The 21,847-nt window shown below is 63.3% G+C and carries 25 protein-coding genes; 12 read left to right on the top strand and 13 right to left on the bottom strand.

Annotated features, from left to right (window positions below):
* Nucleotides 1-165: 165 nt before the first annotated feature.
* Nucleotides 166-1,128: a heme o synthase gene (locus tag HNP00_RS01995; RefSeq protein ID WP_184735342.1), complete on the top strand. Its 963-nt coding sequence runs from the start codon at nucleotides 166-168 to the stop codon at nucleotides 1,126-1,128.
* Between the two features lie 272 nt (nucleotides 1,129-1,400).
* Here HNP00_RS01995 and HNP00_RS01990 read toward each other — a convergent pair whose 3' ends face one another.
* The 3 genes from HNP00_RS01990 to HNP00_RS01980 are packed head-to-tail and all read right to left on the bottom strand — an operon-like array spanning nucleotide 1,401 to nucleotide 4,143.
* Nucleotides 1,401-2,345: a COX15/CtaA family protein gene (locus HNP00_RS01990; protein WP_184735340.1), complete on the bottom strand. Its 945-nt coding sequence runs from the start codon at nucleotides 2,343-2,345 to the stop codon at nucleotides 1,401-1,403.
* 59 nt (nucleotides 2,346-2,404) lie between these two features.
* A complete protein-coding gene (locus HNP00_RS01985) occupies nucleotides 2,405-3,181 on the bottom strand; it encodes an ABC transporter permease (RefSeq protein ID WP_184735338.1) in 777 nt (258 codons plus the stop codon).
* Complete coding sequence (locus HNP00_RS01980) at nucleotides 3,178-4,143, bottom strand: ABC transporter ATP-binding protein (RefSeq protein WP_184735336.1); 966 nt, start codon at nucleotides 4,141-4,143, stop codon at nucleotides 3,178-3,180. Before HNP00_RS01980 ends, HNP00_RS01985 begins: the two co-directional genes overlap by 4 nt.
* A 124-nt stretch (nucleotides 4,144-4,267) precedes the next feature.
* Here HNP00_RS01980 and HNP00_RS01975 point away from each other — a divergent pair, with 124 nt between their 5' ends.
* The 6 genes from HNP00_RS01975 to HNP00_RS01950 are packed head-to-tail and all read left to right on the top strand — an operon-like array spanning nucleotide 4,268 to nucleotide 9,449.
* Complete coding sequence (locus tag HNP00_RS01975) at nucleotides 4,268-5,080, top strand: MarR family transcriptional regulator (protein WP_184735334.1); 813 nt, start codon at nucleotides 4,268-4,270, stop codon at nucleotides 5,078-5,080.
* A gap of 11 nt (nucleotides 5,081-5,091) precedes the next feature.
* Nucleotides 5,092-6,567 carry a Fe-S cluster assembly protein SufB gene (gene sufB / locus HNP00_RS01970; protein WP_184735332.1) on the top strand — a complete coding sequence of 492 codons (1,476 nt, stop codon included), beginning with the start codon at nucleotides 5,092-5,094 and terminating at the stop codon, nucleotides 6,565-6,567.
* A gap of 2 nt (nucleotides 6,568-6,569) precedes the next feature.
* On the top strand, nucleotides 6,570-7,886 hold the full coding sequence (gene sufD, locus HNP00_RS01965) for a Fe-S cluster assembly protein SufD (RefSeq protein WP_184735330.1): 1,317 nt from the start codon (nucleotides 6,570-6,572) through the stop codon (nucleotides 7,884-7,886).
* Between the two features lie 26 nt (nucleotides 7,887-7,912).
* Nucleotides 7,913-8,269, top strand: coding sequence for a non-heme iron oxygenase ferredoxin subunit (locus HNP00_RS01960; protein WP_184735328.1), 357 nt, complete (start codon nucleotides 7,913-7,915; stop codon nucleotides 8,267-8,269).
* Between the two features lie 38 nt (nucleotides 8,270-8,307).
* Nucleotides 8,308-9,102 (top strand): Fe-S cluster assembly ATPase SufC, encoded by a 795-nt coding sequence (gene sufC / locus HNP00_RS01955; RefSeq protein ID WP_184735326.1) that lies wholly within the window; start codon nucleotides 8,308-8,310, stop codon nucleotides 9,100-9,102.
* A gap of 14 nt (nucleotides 9,103-9,116) precedes the next feature.
* Nucleotides 9,117-9,449 carry a metal-sulfur cluster assembly factor gene (locus HNP00_RS01950; RefSeq protein WP_059389266.1) on the top strand — a complete coding sequence of 111 codons (333 nt, stop codon included), beginning with the start codon at nucleotides 9,117-9,119 and terminating at the stop codon, nucleotides 9,447-9,449.
* A 79-nt stretch (nucleotides 9,450-9,528) separates the two neighbouring features.
* Here the strand turns inward: HNP00_RS01950 and HNP00_RS01945 are convergent, their stop codons facing one another.
* Nucleotides 9,529-10,425, bottom strand: coding sequence for a neutral zinc metallopeptidase (locus HNP00_RS01945; protein ID WP_184735324.1), 897 nt, complete (start codon nucleotides 10,423-10,425; stop codon nucleotides 9,529-9,531).
* 61 nt (nucleotides 10,426-10,486) lie between these two features.
* Here HNP00_RS01945 and HNP00_RS01940 point away from each other — a divergent pair, with 61 nt between their 5' ends.
* A complete protein-coding gene (locus tag HNP00_RS01940) occupies nucleotides 10,487-11,896 on the top strand; it encodes a class I adenylate-forming enzyme family protein (RefSeq protein ID WP_184735322.1) in 1,410 nt (469 codons plus the stop codon).
* Nucleotides 11,889-13,106, top strand: a complete 1,218-nt coding sequence (locus HNP00_RS01935; protein ID WP_221451050.1) for a thiolase family protein — start codon at nucleotides 11,889-11,891, stop codon at nucleotides 13,104-13,106. The genes HNP00_RS01940 and HNP00_RS01935 overlap by 8 nt, the downstream gene beginning before the upstream one ends.
* Here HNP00_RS01935 and HNP00_RS01930 read toward each other — a convergent pair.
* The 4 genes from HNP00_RS01930 to HNP00_RS01915 form a co-directional block, all read right to left on the bottom strand.
* Nucleotides 13,103-13,726, bottom strand: coding sequence for an energy-coupling factor transporter transmembrane component T (locus HNP00_RS01930; RefSeq protein ID WP_184735303.1), 624 nt, complete (start codon nucleotides 13,724-13,726; stop codon nucleotides 13,103-13,105). The genes HNP00_RS01935 and HNP00_RS01930 overlap by 4 nt on opposite strands.
* Entirely contained in the window at nucleotides 13,723-14,490 is a 768-nt protein-coding gene (locus HNP00_RS01925; RefSeq protein WP_184735300.1) for an energy-coupling factor ABC transporter ATP-binding protein, read from the bottom strand. The genes HNP00_RS01930 and HNP00_RS01925 overlap by 4 nt, the downstream gene beginning before the upstream one ends.
* Nucleotides 14,491-14,524: 34 nt before the next feature.
* On the bottom strand, nucleotides 14,525-15,139 hold the full coding sequence (locus HNP00_RS01920; RefSeq protein ID WP_184735298.1) for a biotin transporter BioY: 615 nt from the start codon (nucleotides 15,137-15,139) through the stop codon (nucleotides 14,525-14,527).
* A 162-nt stretch (nucleotides 15,140-15,301) separates the two neighbouring features.
* The gene (locus HNP00_RS01915) at nucleotides 15,302-15,463 is read right to left on the bottom strand and encodes a hypothetical protein (RefSeq protein WP_184735296.1); all 162 of its coding nucleotides are present in this window, start codon (nucleotides 15,461-15,463) and stop codon (nucleotides 15,302-15,304) included.
* 256 nt (nucleotides 15,464-15,719) lie between these two features.
* Between HNP00_RS01915 and HNP00_RS01910 the strand changes: the two genes are divergently transcribed.
* Nucleotides 15,720-17,318: an ABC-F family ATP-binding cassette domain-containing protein gene (locus tag HNP00_RS01910; protein WP_184735294.1), complete on the top strand. Its 1,599-nt coding sequence runs from the start codon at nucleotides 15,720-15,722 to the stop codon at nucleotides 17,316-17,318.
* A gap of 9 nt (nucleotides 17,319-17,327) precedes the next feature.
* On the opposite strand, the gene HNP00_RS01905 is transcribed toward HNP00_RS01910, so the two are convergent.
* From HNP00_RS01905 to HNP00_RS01885, 5 genes are all read right to left on the bottom strand, one after another.
* Nucleotides 17,328-17,771, bottom strand: coding sequence for an SRPBCC domain-containing protein (locus HNP00_RS01905; protein WP_184735292.1), 444 nt, complete (start codon nucleotides 17,769-17,771; stop codon nucleotides 17,328-17,330).
* Nucleotides 17,772-17,855: 84 nt separating this feature from the next.
* Nucleotides 17,856-18,341 carry a YbaK/EbsC family protein gene (locus HNP00_RS01900; protein WP_184735290.1) on the bottom strand — a complete coding sequence of 162 codons (486 nt, stop codon included), beginning with the start codon at nucleotides 18,339-18,341 and terminating at the stop codon, nucleotides 17,856-17,858.
* Complete coding sequence (locus HNP00_RS01895) at nucleotides 18,325-19,179, bottom strand: SURF1 family protein (RefSeq protein ID WP_184735288.1); 855 nt, start codon at nucleotides 19,177-19,179, stop codon at nucleotides 18,325-18,327. Before HNP00_RS01895 ends, HNP00_RS01900 begins: the two co-directional genes overlap by 17 nt.
* Nucleotides 19,180-19,458 (bottom strand): hypothetical protein, encoded by a 279-nt coding sequence (locus HNP00_RS01890; RefSeq protein WP_184735286.1) that lies wholly within the window; start codon nucleotides 19,456-19,458, stop codon nucleotides 19,180-19,182.
* Nucleotides 19,455-19,970 (bottom strand): DUF3099 domain-containing protein, encoded by a 516-nt coding sequence (locus HNP00_RS01885; protein WP_184735284.1) that lies wholly within the window; start codon nucleotides 19,968-19,970, stop codon nucleotides 19,455-19,457. The genes HNP00_RS01890 and HNP00_RS01885 overlap by 4 nt, the downstream gene beginning before the upstream one ends.
* A 153-nt stretch (nucleotides 19,971-20,123) precedes the next feature.
* Here HNP00_RS01885 and HNP00_RS01880 point away from each other — a divergent pair, with 153 nt between their 5' ends.
* Both HNP00_RS01880 and HNP00_RS01875 read left to right on the top strand, forming a co-directional pair.
* On the top strand, nucleotides 20,124-20,849 hold the full coding sequence (locus HNP00_RS01880) for a beta-ketoacyl-ACP reductase (RefSeq protein WP_184735282.1): 726 nt from the start codon (nucleotides 20,124-20,126) through the stop codon (nucleotides 20,847-20,849).
* Between the two features lie 170 nt (nucleotides 20,850-21,019).
* Complete coding sequence (locus tag HNP00_RS01875) at nucleotides 21,020-21,769, top strand: SDR family oxidoreductase (protein ID WP_184735280.1); 750 nt, start codon at nucleotides 21,020-21,022, stop codon at nucleotides 21,767-21,769.
* The last annotated feature ends 78 nt before the right edge of the window (nucleotides 21,770-21,847 follow it).

Below are 21,847 nucleotides of genomic sequence, written 5' to 3'. Positions count from 1 at the left end.
GGGCCACGGTATGATATCTGGAGGCCACCAGCGGCGAGTGCGCCTTTCATCCAAAGCGCGGATCCAAAGCACGGATTGAATCCACGCTTCACCCTGCGCCCCTGATTTTGAGGTGCCGGATGAACCGGGCGCCGCCGCTGCGAGAACACCAGAGCAAAGAACAGAGTGACTGCCAACGTGAGCACAACAGATACGCCCGTCAACGCCTCCCCGGCTGTGGGGAAGAGCGGAATGTCCCGTAAGTTCAAGGCGTATCTGGCACTGACCAAACCCCGCGTGATCGAGTTGCTGCTGGTCAGCACCCTGCCCACCATGATCTTCGCGCAGCGGGGCTTTCCCTCCGTCGGCTTGATTCTGGCCACGTTGGTGGGTGGCGCCTTCGCAGCCGGCAGCGCAGGGGTCTTCAACTGTTACATCGACCGTGACATCGACAAGCTGATGCACCGGACCGAAAAGCGGCCCCTCGTGACGGGCGAAGTCACCCCCCGGGAAGCACTCGTCTTCGCTTGGGTCCTTGGGGCGGCCTCCATCGCCATTCTGTGGCTTGGGGCAAATCCGCTTTCGGCATGGCTTGGCCTCGGTGCGATTGTTTTCTACGTTGTCATCTACACCATGATCCTCAAACGCCGTACGGCTCAGAACATCGTGTGGGGCGGTGCGGCCGGCTGCTTCCCGGTGCTGATCGCCTGGGCGGCGGTAACAAACACTGTTGAGTGGCCCGCCGTCGTGCTCTTCATGGTGATCTTCCTGTGGACTCCTCCGCACTACTGGCCGCTGTCCATGCGCTACGGCGAGGACTACCGCAACGCCAACGTCCCCATGCTGGGTGCCATTGCCGGTGCCAAGGTGGTTTCTGTCCAGGTGGTGCTGTACGCCTGGGCCATGGTTGTGTGCTCGCTGCTTTTGGTGCCGGTGGGCCGAGCGGGTTGGGTGTACACCATCGCTGCCGTCCTCGCGGGCGCCTGGTTCCTGTATGAATCCCACGCCCTCTACAACCGGGCACAGGGCGGCGACGTCTCGAACAAGGGAGCCATGAAGGTCTTCCACGGCTCCATCAGCTACCTGACGCTTCTCTTCATTGCCCTCGCGGTGGATCCGTTCATCGGTTCCCCGATCATCGGCAGCTAGATCGTCGGCGACTGACGCCCCCGTCACCTTGGGACGCTCGCTCACGTATGTGGCCCATATGACAAACCCTCCCTCACGTATGTACCAGTCCAGCTGCGTAGGGGAGGGTTTTCGTCTTCTCGGATCTGATCGAGCGTTTGGGTTTGCGGCGTGATATCTGCGCGAGCGTTTGGGTTTGGGGACCTATACCTGATGGAGGGTCGGGGTTAAACGCTTGATATGTGAGCGAGCGTGGGGCTCGGGACTGGGGCCGGGGCTTGGGAACGGGCGTGCTAGGCCTTCGGGCTGAAGCGCGCCACATCTGCCGCGTTGGTCGCGGCACTCATAAGTAAGGCGGCCCCCAGCATGTGCGCTCCGACCAGGAGGGCGGGAATGCCGTTGTAGTACTGCGTGAAGCCAATGACGGCTTGCAGGACGGTCACAGCGAGCAGCGTCAGCGTCGCAGTGCGGAACGGGCCGGTGATTCCTTTGCGCAACACGAAGTAGACGGCGAACAGGGCACCCGCCGTGATGAGGTACGCCGGCACTGCGTGGATGTGAGAGAAAAGGTCCCAGTCGAGGTCGTTACGGGGGGCGTTGGCGTCTCCGGCGTGCGGTCCGGCGCCAGTCACCACGACGCCCAAGCACACGGCAACCGCCGAGAAGAACGCGACGGCGGTCATGACCGGGCTCATCGCGCCCGGGATCGGTGCCAACGGCCGTTTCATGAAGCGGCCGGTCCGGCCATAGGCGCGGTTGACCAGGAGCGTGGAAAAGACGACCAAGGCCATCGAAACGAGGAAATGCAGTCCGACAACCCAGGGGTTCAGATTGGACAGTACGGTGATGCCGCCGATGATGGCCTGTGCCGGGATGCTGGCGAGCAGACCCACTGCCAAGAGGAAAAGGTCGCGACGTTCCTTGCGGAGGTTCCACAAATACACCAGCATCAGGACGGCGATGGCCGCCAAGGCGAATGTCAGCATGCGGTTGCCGAATTCGATGAAGCCGTGGATGCCCATCTCCGGAGTGTTCACGAGGGAACCGCTGGTGCAGCGCGGCCATGTCGGGCAGCCGAGCCCTGAGGATGTCAGCCGGACCGCGCCGCCGGTGACCACCAGGACCACCTGGCCGATCAGGGACAACATCGCCAGCCTGCGAATGGTGCTGTTGACTTCCGTGGGGAGCTTGGCGGTCAACTGCTGGATGGACTTCGGGAGGCGGGAAGCCGTGCTCACAGTTTTCTCAATTCTCGGTACTCAATTCACGCTGACGGTTCGGTTCCACAAAGGGACGCTCAGTTCCATTTGAACCAGCGGACGGCGGCCGCGCCAGGGACAATGGTCCACAGCAGCAGCACAAGAACGTAGGGCAGGGAGACGCTGCCATGGAGGAACGCGTCCCGGAGCGATTGCCCCAAGGCGCCGGACGGCAGGAAATGCACGATGTTCTGGGCCAGAACCGGCAAGCGCTCGGCGGGAACCACGATTCCTCCGAGGGCGCCCAACAGGATCCAGAGTAGGTTCGTGATGGCGAGGGTTGCCTCCGGCCGAACGGTGCCGGCAACCAAGAGTCCGAGCGCTGTGAAGGCGGCAGCGCCGAGGACCAGCAGCCCCAGGCCGGGAAGCCAACCTTCGGGACGTGGCTGCCAGCCCAGCAAAGCCGCCACGCCGCCCACCACCAGCACCTGGAGGACCAGGACAGCCAACACGGCCAGGATCTTTCCGGCGATGAGGCCGATCCGGCCCAGGGGAGTGGTGGAGAGGAAGCGCAGTACGCCGTAGCGGCGGTCGAAGCCGGTAGCGATGCCTTGGCCGGTGAATGCCGTGGACATGGCACACAAGGCGAGAATGCCGGGCGTCGCGATGTCCACGCGATTGCCGCCGAGGCCATCAAGAAGCGGTGTGACCGTGAGTCCCACCAGGGCCAACAGGGGCATGATCACCGCGAGGATCAGCTGTTCGCCGTTTCGGATCATAGTTAAGGTCTCGTAGCGGCCTTGGAGCAGGATCCTGCGCAGAAGGGGAGCCGGTCCGGCGTGGGGTGTGGTGAGTGTGGGGGTTGCGCTGGTCATCTGATGTCCCTTCCGGAGATGTCCAGGAAGACGTCTTCCAAGCTGCGTGCCTCCAAGCGGAGGGACGCCGGCATGATGCCCTTCCCCGCCCACCAGGCCGTGAGTTTCGCCAAGTGTTGAGGTGTGAGGGTTCCCGCAACGGAGTAACTGCCCGCCCGCGTTTCGGTGATGGTCAGGTCGTCACCGATGGCCGCAGCGATGTCGAGACCGGCGGGAGCATCAAAGAAAAGGGTGCGTTCGGTAACCCCGTCCATGGCCTCGTGGCCGTGGCTCAGCAAGTCGGCGACCGTTCCCTCTGCGACGTTGCGTCCGGCGTCGATGATGTACACGTAGTCTGCAAGCCTCTGGGCATCGTCCATGAGGTGCGTGGTCAGGATGATGCCCATGCCTGCATCCCGCAGTTCGGCGATAAGCTCGAAGACGATCTGGCGGGACTGGGGATCCAAGCCCGCGCTGGGCTCGTCGAGGAAAAGGACTTCGGGATTACCGATCAGGGCCGCGGCAAGCGACAGCCGTTGCTTCTGCCCTCCGGACAACCGGCGGACGCCGGTGCGGCTGAAGGTATCGATGCCCAGCCGTTCCACGAGGCCGTCCAAGGGCAAGGGGCTTTGGTACATGCCCGCAATGTGCCGAAGCAAGGGGATGGGACGGGCCGACGGCGGCAGGCCCCCATCCTGTAACATCACACCGACGCGCGAGCGAAGGCTCGCTCCGGCCGTGTCGGGGTCCTGGCCAAGCAGTTCGATGCGGCCGCCGGTACGCTTTTGAAGGCCCTGCGCGCATTCGAGGGTGGTTGTTTTGCCTGCGCCATTGGCACCCAACAACGCAGTGATCTGGCCGCGTTCTGCAAACATTGACAGTCCGCTGACCACCCGGAGCATCTTGCCGTCAAGGGAAGCCAGCGGGCCGACGTCCTTGATGAGTCCATCGATAGTGAGGACAGGGGATTCGGGGGATCGCACCAAAGTATTCTACGTGAAGTAGTAAGGGTGCCGCGGGCAGGGTGCCGCGGGCAGGGTGCTGCAGGCCAGCCTTGCCTTACTGGATGCGCGGACTAAATTACGACATGATTGTGTTGTGTATTCCATGAGGAGTTCTGTTTCTGTGCCCGCAACGCGGCACCGCGCAGTCATGCCTGTGCCCGGCGGCACCGCCGTGGGCGCGGCCGATGCGGAAGACCGCACCAGAGACCGTGTTCTCAACGCCGTGTTGGAGCACGGCCCCGTCAGCGCGGCTGAACTTGGCGACATGCTGGGCTTCACCCCGGCAGCAGTCCGCCGGCACCTGGATCACCTTCAGCGTGCCGGGGTCATCGAGGTGAAGCGCGTCGCGAAGGCAGGGGCCGGTGCGGGCCGTCCTGCCCGTCGCTACGTCCTCAGCTCCCAAGGCCAGTCGAAGCTCGGAGATGACTACCTTAACATTGCAAGTTCCGCGCTTCGGCGGCTGCGGGACCTTGTGGGCGAAGAAGCAGTCAGGGACTATGCAGTAGAGCGCTTTGCCGAAATGGAGCAGCGCTACGCGCCGGAAGTGGACCTCGCGGGCTCGGACATCACTGCCCGGGCGATGGCACTGTCAAAGGCTCTGAGCCGCGATGGATATGTTGCTTCCGCAGCCTCCATCGAGACCAAAGCTCCGTTGCCGGCTTCCCTCTCCAGTGTCCAGTTGTGCCAGGGACACTGCCCCATCCAGCAACTTGCCGCCGAATTTCCCGTTTTTTGCGACACAGAGACCGAACTGTTTTCCCGTTTGGTCGGCGTCGATGTCCGCAGGCTCTCCACCCTCGCGCAGGGCGGCCACGTCTGCACCACCCACATTCCTACCGGCAGGCCAGCCGCCAAGGAAGCCCTCGGGTTTCCGAAGTTGCCAGCATCGCCCCATGTCGAATCCAACAATCAGTAAGAAAGGCCGTGATGACGGGTCAATTAGCTGAAGGAACAGCAGAGAAAGCGCTAGCTGACGGTGCTGTGATCTCGGAGATTCTGGAGAAGAATCCCGAGCTGCACGGTATTGGCAACTATGAGTACGGATGGGCTGACAAGAACGACGTCGGCGCCAATGCGCGCCGTGGTCTCAACGAAGATGTAGTCCGCGACATTTCGGCCAAGAAGAGCGAGCCGGAATGGATGCTGGACCTCCGCTTGAAGGGCTTGAAGTACTTCGACCGCAAGCCCATGCCCACATGGGGTGCGGACCTCTCGGGCATCGACTTCGACAACATCAAGTACTTCGTGCGCTCCACGGAGAAGCAGGCTGCCACGTGGGAAGACCTCCCCGAGGACATCCGCAACACCTATGAGAAGCTGGGCATCCCGGAAGCTGAGCGCAGCCGCCTCGTGTCCGGTGTGGCGGCACAGTACGAATCCGAGGTGGTGTACCACCAGATTCGTGAGGACCTTGAGAAGCAGGGTGTCATCTTCCTGGACACCGATACTGCGCTTCGCGAGCACCCGGAGATCTTCCAGGAGTACTTCGGCACCATTATTCCGGTGGGCGACAACAAGTTCGCTTCCCTGAACACGGCTGTGTGGTCCGGCGGTTCCTTCGTGTACGTCCCCAAGGGCGTCCACGTGGACATTCCGTTGCAGGCCTACTTCCGCATCAACACGGAAAACATGGGCCAGTTCGAGCGCACCCTGATCATTGCGGACGAGGATTCCTATGTCCACTACATCGAAGGCTGCACCGCGCCGATCTACACCTCGGACTCGTTGCACTCCGCCGTGGTGGAAATCATCGTGAAGAAGGGCGCCCGCGTCCGCTACACGACCATCCAGAACTGGTCCACCAATGTATACAACCTGGTCACCAAGCGCGCCATCTGCGAAGAGGGCGCCACCATGGAATGGATCGATGGCAACATCGGCTCCAAGGTGACCATGAAGTACCCGGCTGTCTACCTGGTTGGCGAGCACGCCAAGGGTGAGACCCTGTCCATCGCCTTCGCAGGCGAAGGCCAGCACCAGGACACCGGTTCCAAGATGGTCCACATTGCTCCGAACACCAAGAGCTCCATCATCTCCAAGTCCGTGGCACGCGGCGGCGGTCGTGCAGCCTACCGAGGCCTGGTCCAGGTCCGTGAAGGCGCCAAGCACTCCGCCAACACCGTGCGTTGTGACGCCTTGTTGGTAGACACCATTTCCCGTTCCGACACCTATCCCTACATCGACATCCGCGAGGATGACGTGGTGATGGGTCACGAGGCCACCGTTTCCCGAGTCAGTGAGGAGCAGCTCTTCTATCTGATGTCCCGCGGTATGCCCGAGGACGAGGCCATGGCCATGATCGTGCGCGGCTTCATTGAGCCGATTGCCCGTGAGTTGCCGATGGAATACGCCCTTGAACTCAACCGCCTGATTGAACTGCAGATGGAAGGATCCGTCGGTTAGCAATGACTGAAATCACTACTGAAAAGGCCCGCATTGGCGCGCCATCGGCACAGCCATTTATTGACGGTTTCACCGAAGAGGGCGAGAACCTCTCGCCGGTCAACACCGGAACCAACACTTCTACGACGTCGGAGCTGGCGCCGTCGGCAGGTCCGCTTGCCGGCGCCTCGGCCAAGAGCCACTCCCACGGTGGCGGGGTTGGAATTCCGGACAGCTCGCGCGCAGGTCGACTGACCTCGTACAAGCTGGCCGACTTCAAGCCCCTCACCGGGCTGGAAGAAGACTGGCGCTTCACTCCGCTCAAGCGGCTTCGCGGACTTCACAACGAGGTCCTGTCCGGTTCGGCACCGTCCGTCGCCGTTACCGCCCCGGAGGGCATCGTCGTCGAGACGGTGGGACGGGACGACGTCCGCATCGGCTCCGCGGCCATCCCGGAGGACCGTGTGTCCGCCAACGCCTGGGAGAACTTTACTGAGGCCACCGTCATCACGGTGCCCGCCGAGCTCCAGCTCGACGGCGAAGTGTCCGTCCTGCTGACCGGCACCTCCACTGAAGCTTCCGCCCAGCACATCGTGATCGTGGCGGGCCGCTTCTCCAAGTCCCGGATCGTCCTGGATCACCAGGGCAGCGCGATCGTTTCGGAGAACGTCGAAATCCTCGTCGAAGACGGTGCTGAGCTGACGGTCATCTCGCTCCAGGAATGGAACGACGACGCCGTTCACGCCTCGTCACAGCAGGCGAAACTGGGCCGTGACGCCAAGTTCAAGCACATCGTGGTCAGCCTCGGCGGCGACGTTGTGCGCATGACTCCGTCCACCCGCTTCACGGCTCCCGGCGCGGAAGCCGAGATGTTCGGCCTGTACTTCGCCGACGCAGGCCAGCACCTTGAGCAGCGTTTGTTTGTTGACCACGCCGTAGCCAACTGCAAGTCCCGCGTGCTTTACAAGGGTGCCCTGCAGGGCCGCAACGCACACACCGTGTGGGTGGGCGACGTCCTGATCCGTAAGGAAGCAGAAGGCACCGATTCTTACGAGGCGAACCGTAACCTGGTCCTCACGGATGGTGCACGCGCGGACTCCGTCCCGAACTTGGAAATCGAAACCGGGCTGATCGAGGGTGCCGGCCACGCCAGCGCCACCGGCCGTTTCGACGACGAACACCTGTTCTACCTCATGGCACGCGGCATCCCGGAAGACGTCGCCCGTCGTCTGGTGGTCCGCGGCTTCCTCAACGAGATCATCCAGCAGATCAAGGTACCGGCCCTCGAAGAGCGCCTCACCGAAGCTGTTGAGCGCGAGCTCGCCGCGAGCGACAACTAATACAAGCCAAGCAGGGAAAACAGACTATGAGCGAACAGCCACAAGGCGAGCTGGTATGCAACGCCAACGAGATCCAGGTCAAGCAGGCGCTGCGCATCCTGATCGATGACTACCCCGTAGCCATCGTCAAGGACTCGATGGGACAGATCCACGCCATCGGCGACACCTGCTCGCATGCCGACATTTCGCTCGCCGAGGGTGAAATCGAAGGCTGCGCGATCGAATGCTGGGGCCACGGTTCCCAGTTCGATCTCCGCACCGGACAGCCCTTGCAGCTCCCTGCCTATGACCCCGTCCCCGTCTTCGCCGTCACCCTCGACGGTGACGACGTCTACGTGGACGTGACCAACGTTGTGAACGGCGCCTCAGTACAGAACTACTGAGCACCAAGTGCCTAAAGACTTACGAAAGAAAGAAGAGCATGTCTACTCTTGAGATCAAGGACCTGCACGTCAGCATCGAGACGGAGCAGGGCACCAAGGAGATCCTGAAGGGCGTCAGCCTGACCATCAAGACTGGCGAGACCCACGCAATCATGGGCCCCAACGGTTCGGGCAAGTCCACCCTGGCGTCCACCATTGCCGGCCACCCGCGCTACAACGTCACGAGGGGCACCATCACGCTCGACGGCGAAGACGTCCTGGCTATGAGCGTTGACCAGCGCGCCCGTGCAGGCGTCTTCCTGGCCATGCAGTACCCCGTAGAGGTTCCGGGCGTCACCATGACCAACTTCCTGCGCACCGCCAAGACGGCAATCGACGGCGAAGCTCCCGCCCTCCGCACCTGGACCAAGGACGTCAAGGCGGCCATGCAGCAGCTGCGCATCGACGCCGACTTCGCACAGCGCAACGTCAACGAGGGCTTCTCCGGCGGCGAGAAGAAGCGCGTGGAGATCCTCCAGCTCGAACTCTTCAAGCCCAAGTTCGCCGTGCTTGACGAGACCGATTCCGGCCTGGACGTCGATGCGCTCAAGGTCGTCTCCGAGGGTGTCAACCGCGCCCACGCTACGGGCAACATGGGTACCTTGCTCATCACCCACTACACCCGCATCCTGCGCTACATCAAGCCGGACTTCGTCCACGTGTTTGTTGATGGCCAGGTTGTCGAAGAGGGCGGCCCTGAACTGGCCGACCGCCTCGAAGAAGAAGGCTACGACCGTTACGCCACGGGCGCCGGCGCAGCAACCATTGCTGCTGCCGCAGCAGCACAGGCCTAGTTAGGACTCCCGCCATGACCGAAATCAACGCGGCTCGCACCAGCCTCGAGGACGTCGAGGAGGCGCTCAAGGATGTCATTGACCCGGAACTCGGTGTCAACGTGGTGGACCTTGGGCTGCTCTACGGTCTGAAGTACTCCGAAGAGGACGGCGCTCTGCTCATCGACATGACGTTGACGACGGCGGCCTGCCCGCTGACGGACGTCCTTGAAGAGCAGGTCGGCCAGTCGCTCGACGGCATCGTGGACGACTGGCGCCTCAACTGGGTATGGATGCCGCCATGGGGTCCCGAGCGGATCACCGACGACGGCAAAGACCAGATGCGGGCCCTCGGCTTCAACATCTAGCAACAACGACTGCTCAGAGCACGACGGCGGCCGGCCACCTTCGCTGGAAGGTGGCCGGCCGCCGTCGTACTTTCTGCGGTTAAGGCTGGGTCACGCCGAAGGTGTCGCATTTGTTGATGTCGCCGGTGGTGTAACCCTGCGAAAACCACTTTTGCCGCTGGGCGCTTGAACCGTGCGTCCAGGACTCCGGCGAAACCTTCCCGGTGGCGGCCTTCTGGATGCGGTCGTCGCCCACCGACGAGGCAGCGGACAGGGCATCCTGGATGTCTTGCTTGGTCAGCGGATCGAGGAAAGGTTGACCGGTTTTCGGGTCCCTTGTAGTGCTGGCGTATTTGACCCAGAGGCCCGCATAGCAATCGGCCTGAAGCTCCACGCGCACGCCACCGGATTTCGGACCTTGAGGATCTTCTTGGGCCTTGTCCAGATTCCCCAGGATGTTCTGGATGTGATGGCCGAACTCGTGGGCAACCACATACTCCTGCGCGAGCGGACCGCCGGAGGAACCAAAGCGGTCCACGAGCTCCTGGAAGAATCCGGGATCGAAGTAGGCCGTGGTGTCTGCGGGGCAGTAGAACGGACCAACGTCGGTGGAGGCAGGGCCGCAACCGGTGCTCGTGGCACCGCTGAAGATCACGGTTTTCGGCTGCGGGTACTTCACTTTGTAGTCGGCCAGATAGGCGGGCCAGAAGGCGTTGAGGCTATTGACGGTACCGGTGATGCGGCAGTCGAGTCTCTTGTCGGCGTCCGCGCCTGTCCGGCATTGCTGGGTTCCGCCGGAGGCTGTCCCGACGGCCGGTGGTTGCTGCTGGCCGGCGAGACCCTCGAGCAGGCTCGGGTTGATGCCGAAAAGAGCGGCCAGCAGAAGGATAATTCCCCCTCCAATACCGCCGCCGATCTTCGTTCCACGCCCCATCCCGCCGCCGCGCCGGTCCTGCACTTGGTTCGGGTCGAGGTCCGCGCCGTCATTGAAACTCATAGTCCCAACAATAGACGTCACACACAGGCCCGAAGTTCGCCGCAGAGGCTAAAATTCGATGATGCCTTTTTTGGACCGACTACAGCGCTGGGCCGATGATCGCCCCGACGACACCGCCGTCGTCGTGGGCGACAAACGGCTCACTTGGGCCGACCTTCGAGACGCTGCGACCCTGCGCCTGGAAGAGACAGCCGCGACGACGATACTTGCTGAGCCCAATTCCCTGGACTTCGTGGTGGCATACGCTGCCGCAGTGGCGGGCGAGCGCTGCTGCGCCGTACTCGACCCGCTGTGGCCGCAGCCGATCCTGGATGAGGTCGCCGAGCGGATAGGACAGGACGGGCCCGCCACCGCAGAAGCTCCCCCTACTGACCGGGAGCTTGCCGACGGCCTTCCCGACACCACGTTCCTGGTCGGCCTGACCTCTGGAACCACATCCGTCCCCAAAGCCTTCACCCGTTCACGGCGCTCGTGGCAGGTCTCGTTTGACGCCTCCATCGAATTCTTCGGACTGAGCCCCGAGGACAAGACGCTTGCCCCCGGGCCGCTCGCCGCGAGCCTGAACCTGTACGCCCTCTCCGAGTGCCTCTACGCGGGGGCGGCCTTCCATACCTTGGAGACCTTCGACGTCGGCGACGCCCATGCGGCCATCAGCCACGACGGCGTTACTCGCCTGGTCCTCGTGCCGACCATGCTGCGCTTGTTGAGCGAGCGCGGACTGGTTGGCGGTGTCGATGCCTCCGGGGTGCGCAGCATTATCTGCGCGGGTTCGAAGCTAGATGCCCGTACTTTGGAGGCCGCCAGGCGTTGGGCGCCCAATGCGGCGATCTTCGAGTACTACGGCGCTTCCGAGCTTAGTTTTGTCTCGGGAACACGCCTTGCGGCGGGCGAACCGCTCGATGCGGGCGGCACCGGCATCGGGGGTCCGTTTCCCGGCGTCGAGCTCAAGATCCTGGATGATACCGGCGCGGAACAGCCAGAGGGGGCGCAAGGCAATATCTGTGTCCGCAGCGGCATGGTCAGCAACGGATATCTGTGGGGCGACGACGGGCAGGCGCTGCGCTGCTTTGAGGGTTGGTACACGGTGGGGGACCAAGGCTATGTGGACGCCGGTATCTTGCATATCCTGGGCCGTCGATCTGACATGATCATCACCTCCGGCAAGAACGTCTACCCGCATGAGGTGGAACTCGCGTTGGCGTGCGTCCCCGGAGTCTCAGCGGCCGTCGCCGCGGGAATGGTCGACGACATCCGCGGACAAAGAGTCGTGGCAGGAATCCTCCCCGCCTACGGCTCGGTGACCGCAACCCAAGTGAAGACGGGCTTGGACGGTCTACTTGCGCGGGACAAGCGGCCGCTGCAGTACTTCTCCCTGTCCGAACTGCCGGTGACGGACCGTGGAAAAGTCAGCCGCCAGATCCTGCTGGACTGGATCAAGAACCACGATCCTCGGGCGAAACCCCTTGCTTAGCCGCGAGCCGGGCACAAGGCTGGATCCCTCCCGCCAGCCCGTGATCATTGCCGCCTTGCGGACACCCATTTGCCGCGCCAACGGACAACTGAAGTCGCTCCGTGCCGAAGATCTCCTGGCTCCGGTCCTACGCTCACTTCTGGCGGAGACGGGTGTTGGCGACTTTGATGTCAGCGACGTCGTGATCGGCAATGCCGTGGGTGGTGGCGGCAACCTGGCCCGCTACGCCGCACTGCAGGCAGGACTCCCGGTGGAGGTTCCCGGGCTGACCGTGGACAGGCAGTGTGGTTCCGGGCTCGATGCTATAGCCCTGGCGTCGCGGCTGGTGGCCGCCGGCGGCAATGGCGTCTTCCTGGCCGGGGGAGTGGAGAGTATCAGCACAGCTCCACTGCGTGCCAGGCGAAATCAGGACCCCGACGGCGATCCGGACTTCTACGCCCGGGCCACCTTCGTGCCGCCCGAATTCGGGGACCCGGACATGGGCGTGGCCGCTGAAAATGTGGCGCGGGAATTCGCCATCAGCCGCGAGCGGCAGGACGATTTCGCCTTGCGGAGCCATCGGCGCGCCGTCGCGGCGGCGGCTGCCGGCACCTTCGTCCCGGAAATCGTTCCCTTGGAAACAGGGGGTGCCCTGATCCAAACCGATGATGGTCCCCGCGCGTCACTCAAGGCCGGACTCATGGCGCGCTTTCCCGCCGCCTTCGTTCCGGGCGGCACTGTGACGGCCGGAAACTCGTGCTTCGACGCGGACGCGGCCGCCGCCGTCGTGATCACTTCACTGCAACGGGCCCGGCAACTTGGTGCCGCCGACGGACTGATCGTACTGGGATGCGACACGGCAGGAGTGGACCCGGAGCTACTGGGTATCGGAGCTTCGGTGGCGGCTCAGCGATTGCTGGCGGGGCTGGGCTTGGCGCCGGAGGAACTGGACTTGGTGGAATTCAACGAGGCATTTGCCTCGCAGGCTCTCGCCTGCCTTGATGCGCTGGGAGTCGATCCAGAGCAGGTCAACCTCGACGGCGGGGCCCTGGCTTTGGGGCACGGCTACGGTGCGTCTGGGGCTGTTTTGGTCACGCGGCTACTGGCCCAAGCCCGCACGATCGCCAAGGACAAGCCTGGCCGGGAGAGCTTGGCGCTGGCGATGATCAGCATCGCGGGTGGAATGGGCACGGCGGCAATGTTCCGGTACGCCCTTCTCCAGGACGACTAGTCTTCCGGGTCGCCCAGGCCGCGTGCTGCCAAGGCGTCGCCGGTCTGCCGCGCATAAGCCACAGTGGTGATGAACACCGGAAGGACCAGGGCGCGGGGATTGCGTTCCAACCCCCGCGCGCGGGCAGAGTCGCGGACATCGGAGAAAGCGCCGGCGATGAACGGAAGGCTGCGCAGCATGATGGCGATGGTCAGCGCGAAGCGCTCCGGGTCTGCCCCGAAACGCTCGAACGGCCTAGACAGCGAGACCACCCCGTCCAGCAACGCCTGCACCGGCGTCGAGACCGTTAGTACCGACGCCGCGACGACGCAGACGAGCACATTGAGGACGATCCGGGCGGCGACAGGGCCGCCCAGCTGCCACCATTGGAAGGCGCCGATGACGAGAAGGATGGGCGTCACCAGCCACACGGAATGCACGAGCCGTTTGAACCCTGCACCGCTCAGCATGAAGAGCCCGCACATCACGGCCAGGACCACCGCCGAGACGAGCCAGTCGACAATCAGGAACGAGGCCAGGCCGCAGCCCGCGACCAACAGGAATTTCAGCCACAAGGGCGTGCGGTGCACGATCGAGCCGCCACGCACATAGTTGGGGATCAGGACCCCACGGCCCCTCACGTCGCCTGCACCTTGCCTTGGGAGGATCCAGCGGCGACCCCGCGGACTTCGCCAGGTGCCGCTGCCTCGGAGCAAAGCGCACGGTAGTGTTCGACGGCGTCCGCTGCTCCGCCGTCGAACACTATCCGTCCGCCATCCACCACCAGGGCGCGTTCCGCTTCCAGCGCGAGCTCGAGATCGTGGGTGGACATGATGATTTGTTGCTCAAGGCCGGCAAGCGTGCGTCGGAGCAGCTCCCGATTGCGCAGGTCCAGCAGCGTTGAAGGCTCATCGAGCACCAGTACAGCAGGATTCACCGCGAGGACGGCGGCGAGGGCGAGCAACTGCCGTTCTCCGCCGGAGAGCTCGTAAATGCTTTGATCAGCGAGCTTGAGGAGGCCGAACCGTTCCAGGACGGATTCTGCCCGGGCCGCACGCTCTTTGGAATTCTTGATGGAACGCCGCAGTGAGAGTTCAACATCTTCCCGGCCGGTCGGCATGACCAACTGCGACAGGGGATCGGTGAAGACGAAACCTACCTGGCTACGGACCTGACGAACGTCTCCCATGCTGTCCGCGCCGTTGACGGTGACGGCACCTTCGCTCGGGGCGACCAAACCGTTGAGCAAACGCAATAGGGTGGATTTTCCGGAGCCGTTTGCCCCAATGACGGCGATGCGCTCCTCGGTCAGTTCCAATGACACGTCCTGCAGCAAGGTCTTGGGCGCGGGGCTGCCATCGACGGCCACGCGCACCGAGACTTCGCTGAGAATGATGGTGTTCATGTACTGATTGTTCCCGCTCTATTTGGCGCGGCGTCTATTTGACGCGGCGGACCAGGATGTCCGGGAATGCTTTGTGGAGGGCGACGGCGATGATCGCGGCCAGGACATTCTTGATGGTATCGCCGGGGTAGTAGGGCAGGTCGGCCAGAAATGCCTTGGCGAAGTCGAACTTGCCATTGACCATGAAGCCAAGCACGCCGAGGCCGTGGATGAGGACGATCGTGCTGACCATTGCTGCTGCAAACAAGAACAGAGTACGGTACTTGACGGTCCTGCGGATCACGCGGGCCGCGAGCCATCCGGCGGCCGCGGCGGCGAGCGGGAACGCGATGATGTAGCCGGCCGATGGTGTGGCCAGGATGCCAAGCCCGCTGCGGCCACCGCTAAAGATCGGCAGCCCGGCAAAACCGAGCAGGGTGTACAGCCCGACGGCGGCAAAGGCCCGGCCACCGCCAAGCACAAGGCCGGTCAACAAAACGGCAAGTGTCTGTAGCGTGATCGGGACACCAAGGGCGCCTACCGGAATCCCTGGAATCATCGTTGAAGCGGCCACCAAAGCCGCGAACACCGCGATGAGGCCGATGTCAGTGGACGTCCAGCGGGTGCGGGTGCCGGTGCGCCCAGTAGCTGCTGTTTTGATGCTGCTCATGTTGTTTCCTGTCTGATGCCGGGGGCGGAATGAATCCCCTGAAACCGAGACTACAGAGCAGCCAAGCGCAGTATTTTGTAGGGTGTCCACGAGCAGTCCGGCAAGGCCTTGGAGCGAAGGGACAAAGAGCAGCGGACCTTTCGGGATCGGACTTGTCCTCCCTCAGTCCACGCCGTCGTCGTCCACTGGAGTGAAGCCCACCCGGTCCACCTTGCGGTGGTAGTGCATGCCGGCCAGGCCGCCCAGCACCGCTGCGACGAGGGTCACCACCGCCACGACGACGGCCGCGATGATGCCAGCCGTGCTCAGCTGTCCCTCGTTCACGGGAAGACGGTCTCCCTTGTGGCGGCACGTGGCTCGTATGCGGCCGGAACGACGCCATAGCCGCGTGTGTCGTCAACGTAGCCGGGGTGCTTTCTGTTTCGGGATCGTGGACGATGGATGCTCAACGTCTACGCTGGCAAGCGTGGGACTCGGCGGGCGGTAGAATCGTATAGGCCGTTTGTTCGGCCCCCTCCACCCCAGCTGCGCCGATGACTTCCGTGCCGCGGGTGTTCCCCGTTGAAAGGCATTCCCCGAATTGATTACCGTCCAGGAACTCGAACTGCGCGCCGGCGCCCGCCTGCTCATGGATCAGGTCAGCTTCCGCGTGGACAAGGGGGACAAGATCGGCCTGGTTGGCCGGAACGGTGCAGGCAAAACGACCCTCACCCGCGTCCTGGCCGGCGAGGGGCTGCCCGCGGCAGGCAAGGTTGCCCGGAGCGGCGAGATTGGCTACTTGCCACAGGATCCGCGGACCCCGGACATGGAACAGCTGGCGCGCGACCGCATCCTCTCCGCCCGCGGCCTCGACGTGGTGGTGGGCAAGCTGAAGCAGGCTCAAACGGACATGTCCAGCGAAGACGCCACCGTACAGCGCAAAGCGATGAACCGCTACGACCGCCTGGAAGCTGAGTTCCTCGCCGGAGGCGGTTATGCGGCCGAGGCCGAAGCCGCAGCTATTTCCTCCAACCTGGCCCTTCCCGAGCGGCTCCTGAACCAGCCGCTCAAGACGCTCTCGGGTGGCCAGCGCCGCCGCGTCGAGCTCGCCCGGATTCTCTACTCCGACGCCGAAACCCTGCTCCTGGACGAACCCACCAACCACCTCGATGCCGACTCCATCACGTGGCTCCGCGACTTCCTCAAGGGACACCAGGGCGGGCTGATAGTGATCAGCCACGACGTGGAGCTCCTTGAAGCCACGGTCAACAAGGTCTACCACCTGGACGCCAACCGGGCTCAGATCGACTTCTACAACATGGGTTGGAAGCGCTACCTGCAACAGCGCGAAACGGACGAACGTGCCCGCAAGCGTGAGCGCGCGAATGCCGAGAAGAAGGCCCAGGTCCTCATGGACCAGGCCAACAAAATGCGGGCCAAGGCCACGAAGGCTGTGGCAGCGCAGAACATGGCAAAGCGTGCCGAGCGGCTGCTTGGCGGCCTCGAAGCAGTCCGCGAGCATGACCGCGTGGCAGCACTGCGATTCCCGGATCCCGCACCTTGTGGCAAGACTCCGCTTACAGCGGAAGGCTTGAGCAAGTCGTACGGCTCCCTGGAGATCTTCACGGATGTGGACCTGGCAATCGACCGCGGTTCCAAGGTGGTGATCCTGGGCCTTAACGGTGCAGGCAAGACCACCCTCTTGCGCATGCTTGCTGGAGTGGACAAGCCGGACACCGGCGAAATTGTCCCTGGCCATGGCCTCAAGGTGGGCTACTACGCCCAGGAGCACGAAACCCTTGACCACGATCGCACTGTCTTGGAGAACATGCGTTCATCCGCCCCTGACATGAAGGACGCTGAAGTCCGCGGAATCCTCGGCTCGTTCCTGTTCTCGGGAGATGACGTCGACAAGCCAGCGGGTGTCCTTTCCGGTGGTGAGAAGACGCGACTGGCCCTCGCCACGATCGTGGCCTCGAGCGCGAACGTACTGCTCCTGGACGAGCCCACCAACAACCTTGACCCCGCCAGCCGCGCCGAAATCCTGGGCGCGTTGCGAAACTATTCGGGCGCCGTCGTGCTCGTCAGCCACGATGAAGGCGCCGTGGAGGCGCTCAATCCGGAACGCGTGGTGCTGCTCCCGGACGGCGTCGAGGACCACTGGAACGAAGATTACCTGGACCTCATCACCCTCGCTTAGAGGGCAGCCTTAGGGCATTTCCCACGGCACAGAGGCAAGGGGCCGGCCCAGTTCGATGTAGCTTTTCAGGTTGGAGAGGACGGCCGACCAGCCTCGGCTTGCAATGGCTAGCTGCTCCTCGTCGGCGATGTTCCTGTGGTGGACGGTGAGCCTGGCAATGCCGTCGTGTGACTCGATGGTGAAGGTGACCACGTCGGGCTTCACCACCTCTGGAACGGTAGGATCCTCCCAGGTGTTGACGAGGCGCATCGGCGGCGTTGCTTCCAGGATGGTTCCCACAACGTCGGCCGTCCCGGAGCCATCCGTGCGCTGGTGCTCCCAGCGTGAACCTGCTTTCCAGTCGGAGACATTGGCGTGGCCCCAGTACTCGGCGGTCTGAGCGGCATCCGTCAGCGCCGTCCAAATCCGGTCCGGGGTTCCTTCGATGTACGTGACGTAGGTGTATTCAGCCATGCTCACCAGCCTAGCGCCGGGCGGCGTCGGAACAACCGCTCAGTGGACCCATAGCTCAGGACCTCCGCTCAGTGGACCTGGGGCTCAGCGGACCTGCAAGGGCTGCGCGGCCGTAATCCGTTGCAGTTCGCTGTAGCTGATGGAGAACATCGAGTGATGGTCGCCCGCGCCTGCCCAAAGAAGCGGATGCTCCTGGAGGGATATGTCGAGGATGGTGCGTATGGGCTGTGGGTGGCCAACGGGAGCCACGCCACCCACGGCCTGGCCCGTGTGTTCCAGGACGAAGTCCGGGGTGGCCCGGCGGATCCTGGCGGCGCCCAAAGTCGCTGCCACCAGGGCCGTGTCCACCTTCGCGGCTCCGCTCGCGAGAATCAGCAGGGGTGCGCCGTCGAGCTCGAAGACCAGGCTGTTGGCTATCGCTGCGACGTCGCAGCCCAAGAGGGAAGCTGCGGCGATCGCCGTCGGGACGTCATCGTCAAAAGTGAGCACCGTGTCCAGGGCGCCTGCCGCCGTCAGCGCCGACTTCACGTTCAGGACGGGGGCCGGGACCACCTCAGTAGCCTTGCGCATCCAGGATTGCGTCTTCCTCTTCTTCGGCCGTCGGCCGCTTTGACTTCCGCGGCGCGGGAGCCTTGCGACGAGGCGTCGCACTGATTTCTTCGTCCTCGTCCTCGGCATCAATCCGGGCATTGCGGGCCTGCTGCCTCGCCGCATAGCCGAACCCGACGAACATCAGCACGCCGAAGGCAAACCACTGCAAGGAATAGGACAGGTGGGTGCCTTCGTCCGTGGCGGGCTTGGGGAACGGTGCGGGCATCGGCTGGACAGCAGGCGATTCCGTGGCCAGCTGCCCATAGGCCCCGGTCATGATGGGGTAGCCGAGTTCTACGGCGTAGGAGGGCAGATCGATGGACGCGAGTTGGCCGTCGACGGCGCCGCGGTCCAGTTTCTGTTCCGAGGCCTTCAATCGCGCGACGACGGTGACCTCGCCGGCCGGCGGGGCCGGGATGCTGTCAGGGTGACCGGGAGTCTTGTTTCCGATTGGGAGCCATCCGCGGTCAACCACCACGGCTTCGCCGCTCGTCAAGCGGAAGGGGACCACTACCTCGTATCCGGGCTGGCCGTTGAGGGGGCGGTTACGGACGACGCGTTGGCCGGCCACGTCATAGCTTCCGCGCAGTTCCACCTGTGTCCATTCCCGCTCCGGATCCAACGCCTGGAACTCCGCCTTGGCGGCGGAGAACGGAAGGGGAGTGGCCGAATAGTTACTGACAACACGGTTGATTTCCGCCAGCGTTTCGGCCCGGCGGTCCATTTGCCAGCGGCCCAGGAAAACGCAGCCCGCAGCGAAGATTACGGCCAAGACGAAGTAGCCCAGCCACTTGCTGGAAAAAAGAAAGCGGTACATTCAGCGGACCTCGCCTGGGTCTGTGGTCTTTTCGAAAGGTATTGTCTCTTTCCACAGGCCGCGGGTCTGCAGGTAATCCTCCAGCCATTCCCGGTGCTCCTGGCAGGAAAGCCACACCTTGCGCCGATCGGGGGTATGGATGCGCGGGTTGTTCCACAAGAGCTGCCACGTGGCCTCTGCGCGGCAGGCCTTGCGTGAGCACACTGCTCCGGGTGACTCGCGATGACCGGCTTGCTGCTCATTCTCGAACCCAAGGCCGCTCATTGTGAAGATGTTCATGAAGCTGCCTGTTCTTCCCCGCCATGCGGATATTTGAGCTTGCCGCCGCCGGTGATGTCTTTAGTTTCCGGGCCCGAATCGTCTTGGCGGGCGGCGTCGTCGTCGATGAGTTCGCCCTCCAGGACCGTGACGGGCGCCGCGGGCTCCGAGTCTTCTTCAACCGAAGCTTCCAGCTCGACAGCCGGCACGTAGTCCAACAAGGCATCGCTGTGGACTTCGGCTTTGTCGCTGCCGTTGGCGATCACCACGGCAATCCAGGGCAGGAACACGGCTCCGGCGATGGCGATGATCTTGAACCAACCATCAACCACAAAAATGAGGATGATGCACACCATGCGGATACCCATGGCTACGGCGTACTTGATCATTCTTTCGCGCATGTCGTCCGAATGGGCGGCAGCGGCATCGGTAATGCTGTGCACTACGGGGTCACCTGAAACGGCGTCCGGGTCCCCGGGCGCCTGCTGCAGGGGACTGCTATCTCTTGTCACGGCTGATTCATCACGCTCCAACGGCTTCTCTCAATTCTCTCACCATGGAACGGGCCACCCAAACCGCGCCGGGGACAGCTACCCGCGGCTACAGGCTCCCGGCGGCTAAGATCGATGCAGGAAATCACCAACTTTCAAACGGCACAGTGCTGCCGCGGAACTCTGGAGAGCAGCATGTCTGAAGCAGTATCAACCCCCCGCAGTGTCCTCATCACGGGCGGAAACCGCGGGATCGGCCTGGCTATCGCAGAGTCATTCCTGGCCAACGGCGACAAGGTTGCTGTGACGTACCGCAGTGAAACGCCTCTTCCCGAAGGGATCCTTGGCGTCAAAGCCGATGTGACGGACGAGGCTTCGCTTGACGCGGCATTCAAGGAAGTTGAGGCTGCTCACGGTCCAGTCGAAGTGTTGGTGGCCAACGCTGGGATCACCAAGGACACGCTTCTCTTGCGCATGAGCGAAGACGACTTCACCTCGGTCATCGACACCAACCTGACTGGTGCCTTCCGAGTCATCAAGCGGGCCTCGAAGGGCATGATCCGCTTGCGCAAGGGACGCGTTGTGTTGATCTCCTCCGTCTCGGGTCTCTACGGTGCCCCGGGCCAGATCAACTACTCGGCCTCGAAGGCGGGCATGGTGGGCATCGCCCGTTCCCTGACTCGCGAACTTGGCAGTCGCGGCATCACGGCAAATGTGGTTGCCCCGGGCTTCATCAACACTGACATGACCGCCGAGCTTCCCGAGGATACCCAGAAGGCGTACTTGGCGAGTGTGCCGGCGGGCCGCTTCGCCGAGGCTTCCGAGGTGGCCAACGTGGTCCGGTGGCTTGCTAGTGACGAGGCTGCTTACATTTCCGGTGCTGTCATCCCGGTCGATGGCGGCCTGGGGATGGGCCACTAGGCGCTTCCCTTCGCGGAGCGACGCGCGTGGGCGAAACCGAAAAAATCGCCAATCCGTTCTTTGTGGGGAATCCACAGATGGAACGATGAAGGCCGCTGGCATGATTGACTCAGGACTATGAGAACTTGGATGTTTTGAACAAATTGGACGCTTTGAATAAAGGAGCACGAATGGGACTGCTGGACAACAAGACGGCAATCGTCACCGGTTCTTCACGCGGCATCGGCGCTGAAGTAGCCAAGATCCTGGCCGGCGAGGGCGCTGCCGTCGTCGTCAACTATCGCCAGAAGGCCCCGCGGGCTAACAAGGTAGTGGGCGATATCCAAGCGGCCGGTGGCCGTGCTGTCGCCGTCGGGGCGGACCTGACCACCCAGGAAGGCGTCCAGTCGCTGGCCAGCGCCGCCATGGAGGAATTCGGTTCGCTGAACGTCCTGGTGCTCAACGCCTCCGGTGGCATGGAATCCGGCATGGAAGAGGACTACGCCCTCAAGTTGAACCGCGATGCCCAGGTCAACATGCTCAACGCCGCAATTCCGCTGATGCCGGAAGGTTCCCGCGTGGTCTTCGTCACGAGCCACCAGGCACATTTCGTCGAGACCGTGCCCACTATGCCCGAGTACGAGCCGGTCGCCCGTAGCAAGCGCGCCGGTGAGGACGCGTTGCGCGGACTTCTCCCGAACCTTGCCGAGAAAGGCATCTCCCTCGTGGTGGTTTCCGGCGACATGATCGAGGGCACCGTCACGGCCACTTTACTGGACCGCTCCAACCCGGGCGCCATTGAGGCCCGCCGCGCCGAGGCCGGCAAGCTGTACTCCGTGGCGGAATTCGCCGCCGAGGTTGCCAAGATGGTGACTGCCGACGTCGAGAGCGGCCACACCGAATACGTGGGCGGCGCCGACTACTTCGGCAAGAGCGCCTAACTTTTTCCGCACGAAGAAGCGGCCCGGGACTGGCTGAATTGCTCAGTCCCAGGCCGCTTCAGTGTTGCATGAATTCCA

The sequence above is a fragment of the Arthrobacter sp. AZCC_0090 genome, from assembly GCF_014207375.1.
Lineage (GTDB): Bacteria > Actinomycetota > Actinomycetes > Actinomycetales > Micrococcaceae > Arthrobacter.
This window is presented reverse-complemented; position numbering and strand designations above follow the sequence as displayed.

What these genes read in the sequence shown, in the direction of transcription:
- HNP00_RS01905 (WP_184735292.1), bottom strand. Translation starts at nt 17,771, where the DNA reads ATGGCTGAATACACCTACGTCACGTACATCGAAGGAACCCCGGACCGG.
- HNP00_RS01875 (WP_184735280.1), top strand. Translation starts at nt 21,020, where the DNA reads ATGGGACTGCTGGACAACAAGACGGCAATCGTCACCGGTTCTTCACGC.
- HNP00_RS01940 (WP_184735322.1), top strand. Translation starts at nt 10,487, where the DNA reads ATGCCTTTTTTGGACCGACTACAGCGCTGGGCCGATGATCGCCCCGAC.
- HNP00_RS01960 (WP_184735328.1), top strand. Translation starts at nt 7,913, where the DNA reads ATGAGCGAACAGCCACAAGGCGAGCTGGTATGCAACGCCAACGAGATC.
- HNP00_RS01985 (WP_184735338.1), bottom strand. Translation starts at nt 3,181, where the DNA reads ATGACCAGCGCAACCCCCACACTCACCACACCCCACGCCGGACCGGCT.
- HNP00_RS01900 (WP_184735290.1), bottom strand. Translation starts at nt 18,341, where the DNA reads ATGCGCAAGGCTACTGAGGTGGTCCCGGCCCCCGTCCTGAACGTGAAG.
- HNP00_RS01950 (WP_059389266.1), top strand. Translation starts at nt 9,117, where the DNA reads ATGACCGAAATCAACGCGGCTCGCACCAGCCTCGAGGACGTCGAGGAG.
- HNP00_RS01975 (WP_184735334.1), top strand. Translation starts at nt 4,268, where the DNA reads ATGAGGAGTTCTGTTTCTGTGCCCGCAACGCGGCACCGCGCAGTCATG.
- sufB (WP_184735332.1), top strand. Translation starts at nt 5,092, where the DNA reads ATGACGGGTCAATTAGCTGAAGGAACAGCAGAGAAAGCGCTAGCTGAC.
- HNP00_RS01895 (WP_184735288.1), bottom strand. Translation starts at nt 19,179, where the DNA reads ATGTACCGCTTTCTTTTTTCCAGCAAGTGGCTGGGCTACTTCGTCTTG.
- HNP00_RS01880 (WP_184735282.1), top strand. Translation starts at nt 20,124, where the DNA reads ATGTCTGAAGCAGTATCAACCCCCCGCAGTGTCCTCATCACGGGCGGA.
- sufC (WP_184735326.1), top strand. Translation starts at nt 8,308, where the DNA reads ATGTCTACTCTTGAGATCAAGGACCTGCACGTCAGCATCGAGACGGAG.
- HNP00_RS01945 (WP_184735324.1), bottom strand. Translation starts at nt 10,425, where the DNA reads ATGAGTTTCAATGACGGCGCGGACCTCGACCCGAACCAAGTGCAGGAC.
- sufD (WP_184735330.1), top strand. Translation starts at nt 6,570, where the DNA reads ATGACTGAAATCACTACTGAAAAGGCCCGCATTGGCGCGCCATCGGCA.
- HNP00_RS01925 (WP_184735300.1), bottom strand. Translation starts at nt 14,490, where the DNA reads ATGAACACCATCATTCTCAGCGAAGTCTCGGTGCGCGTGGCCGTCGAT.
- HNP00_RS01920 (WP_184735298.1), bottom strand. Translation starts at nt 15,139, where the DNA reads ATGAGCAGCATCAAAACAGCAGCTACTGGGCGCACCGGCACCCGCACC.
- HNP00_RS01890 (WP_184735286.1), bottom strand. Translation starts at nt 19,458, where the DNA reads ATGAACATCTTCACAATGAGCGGCCTTGGGTTCGAGAATGAGCAGCAA.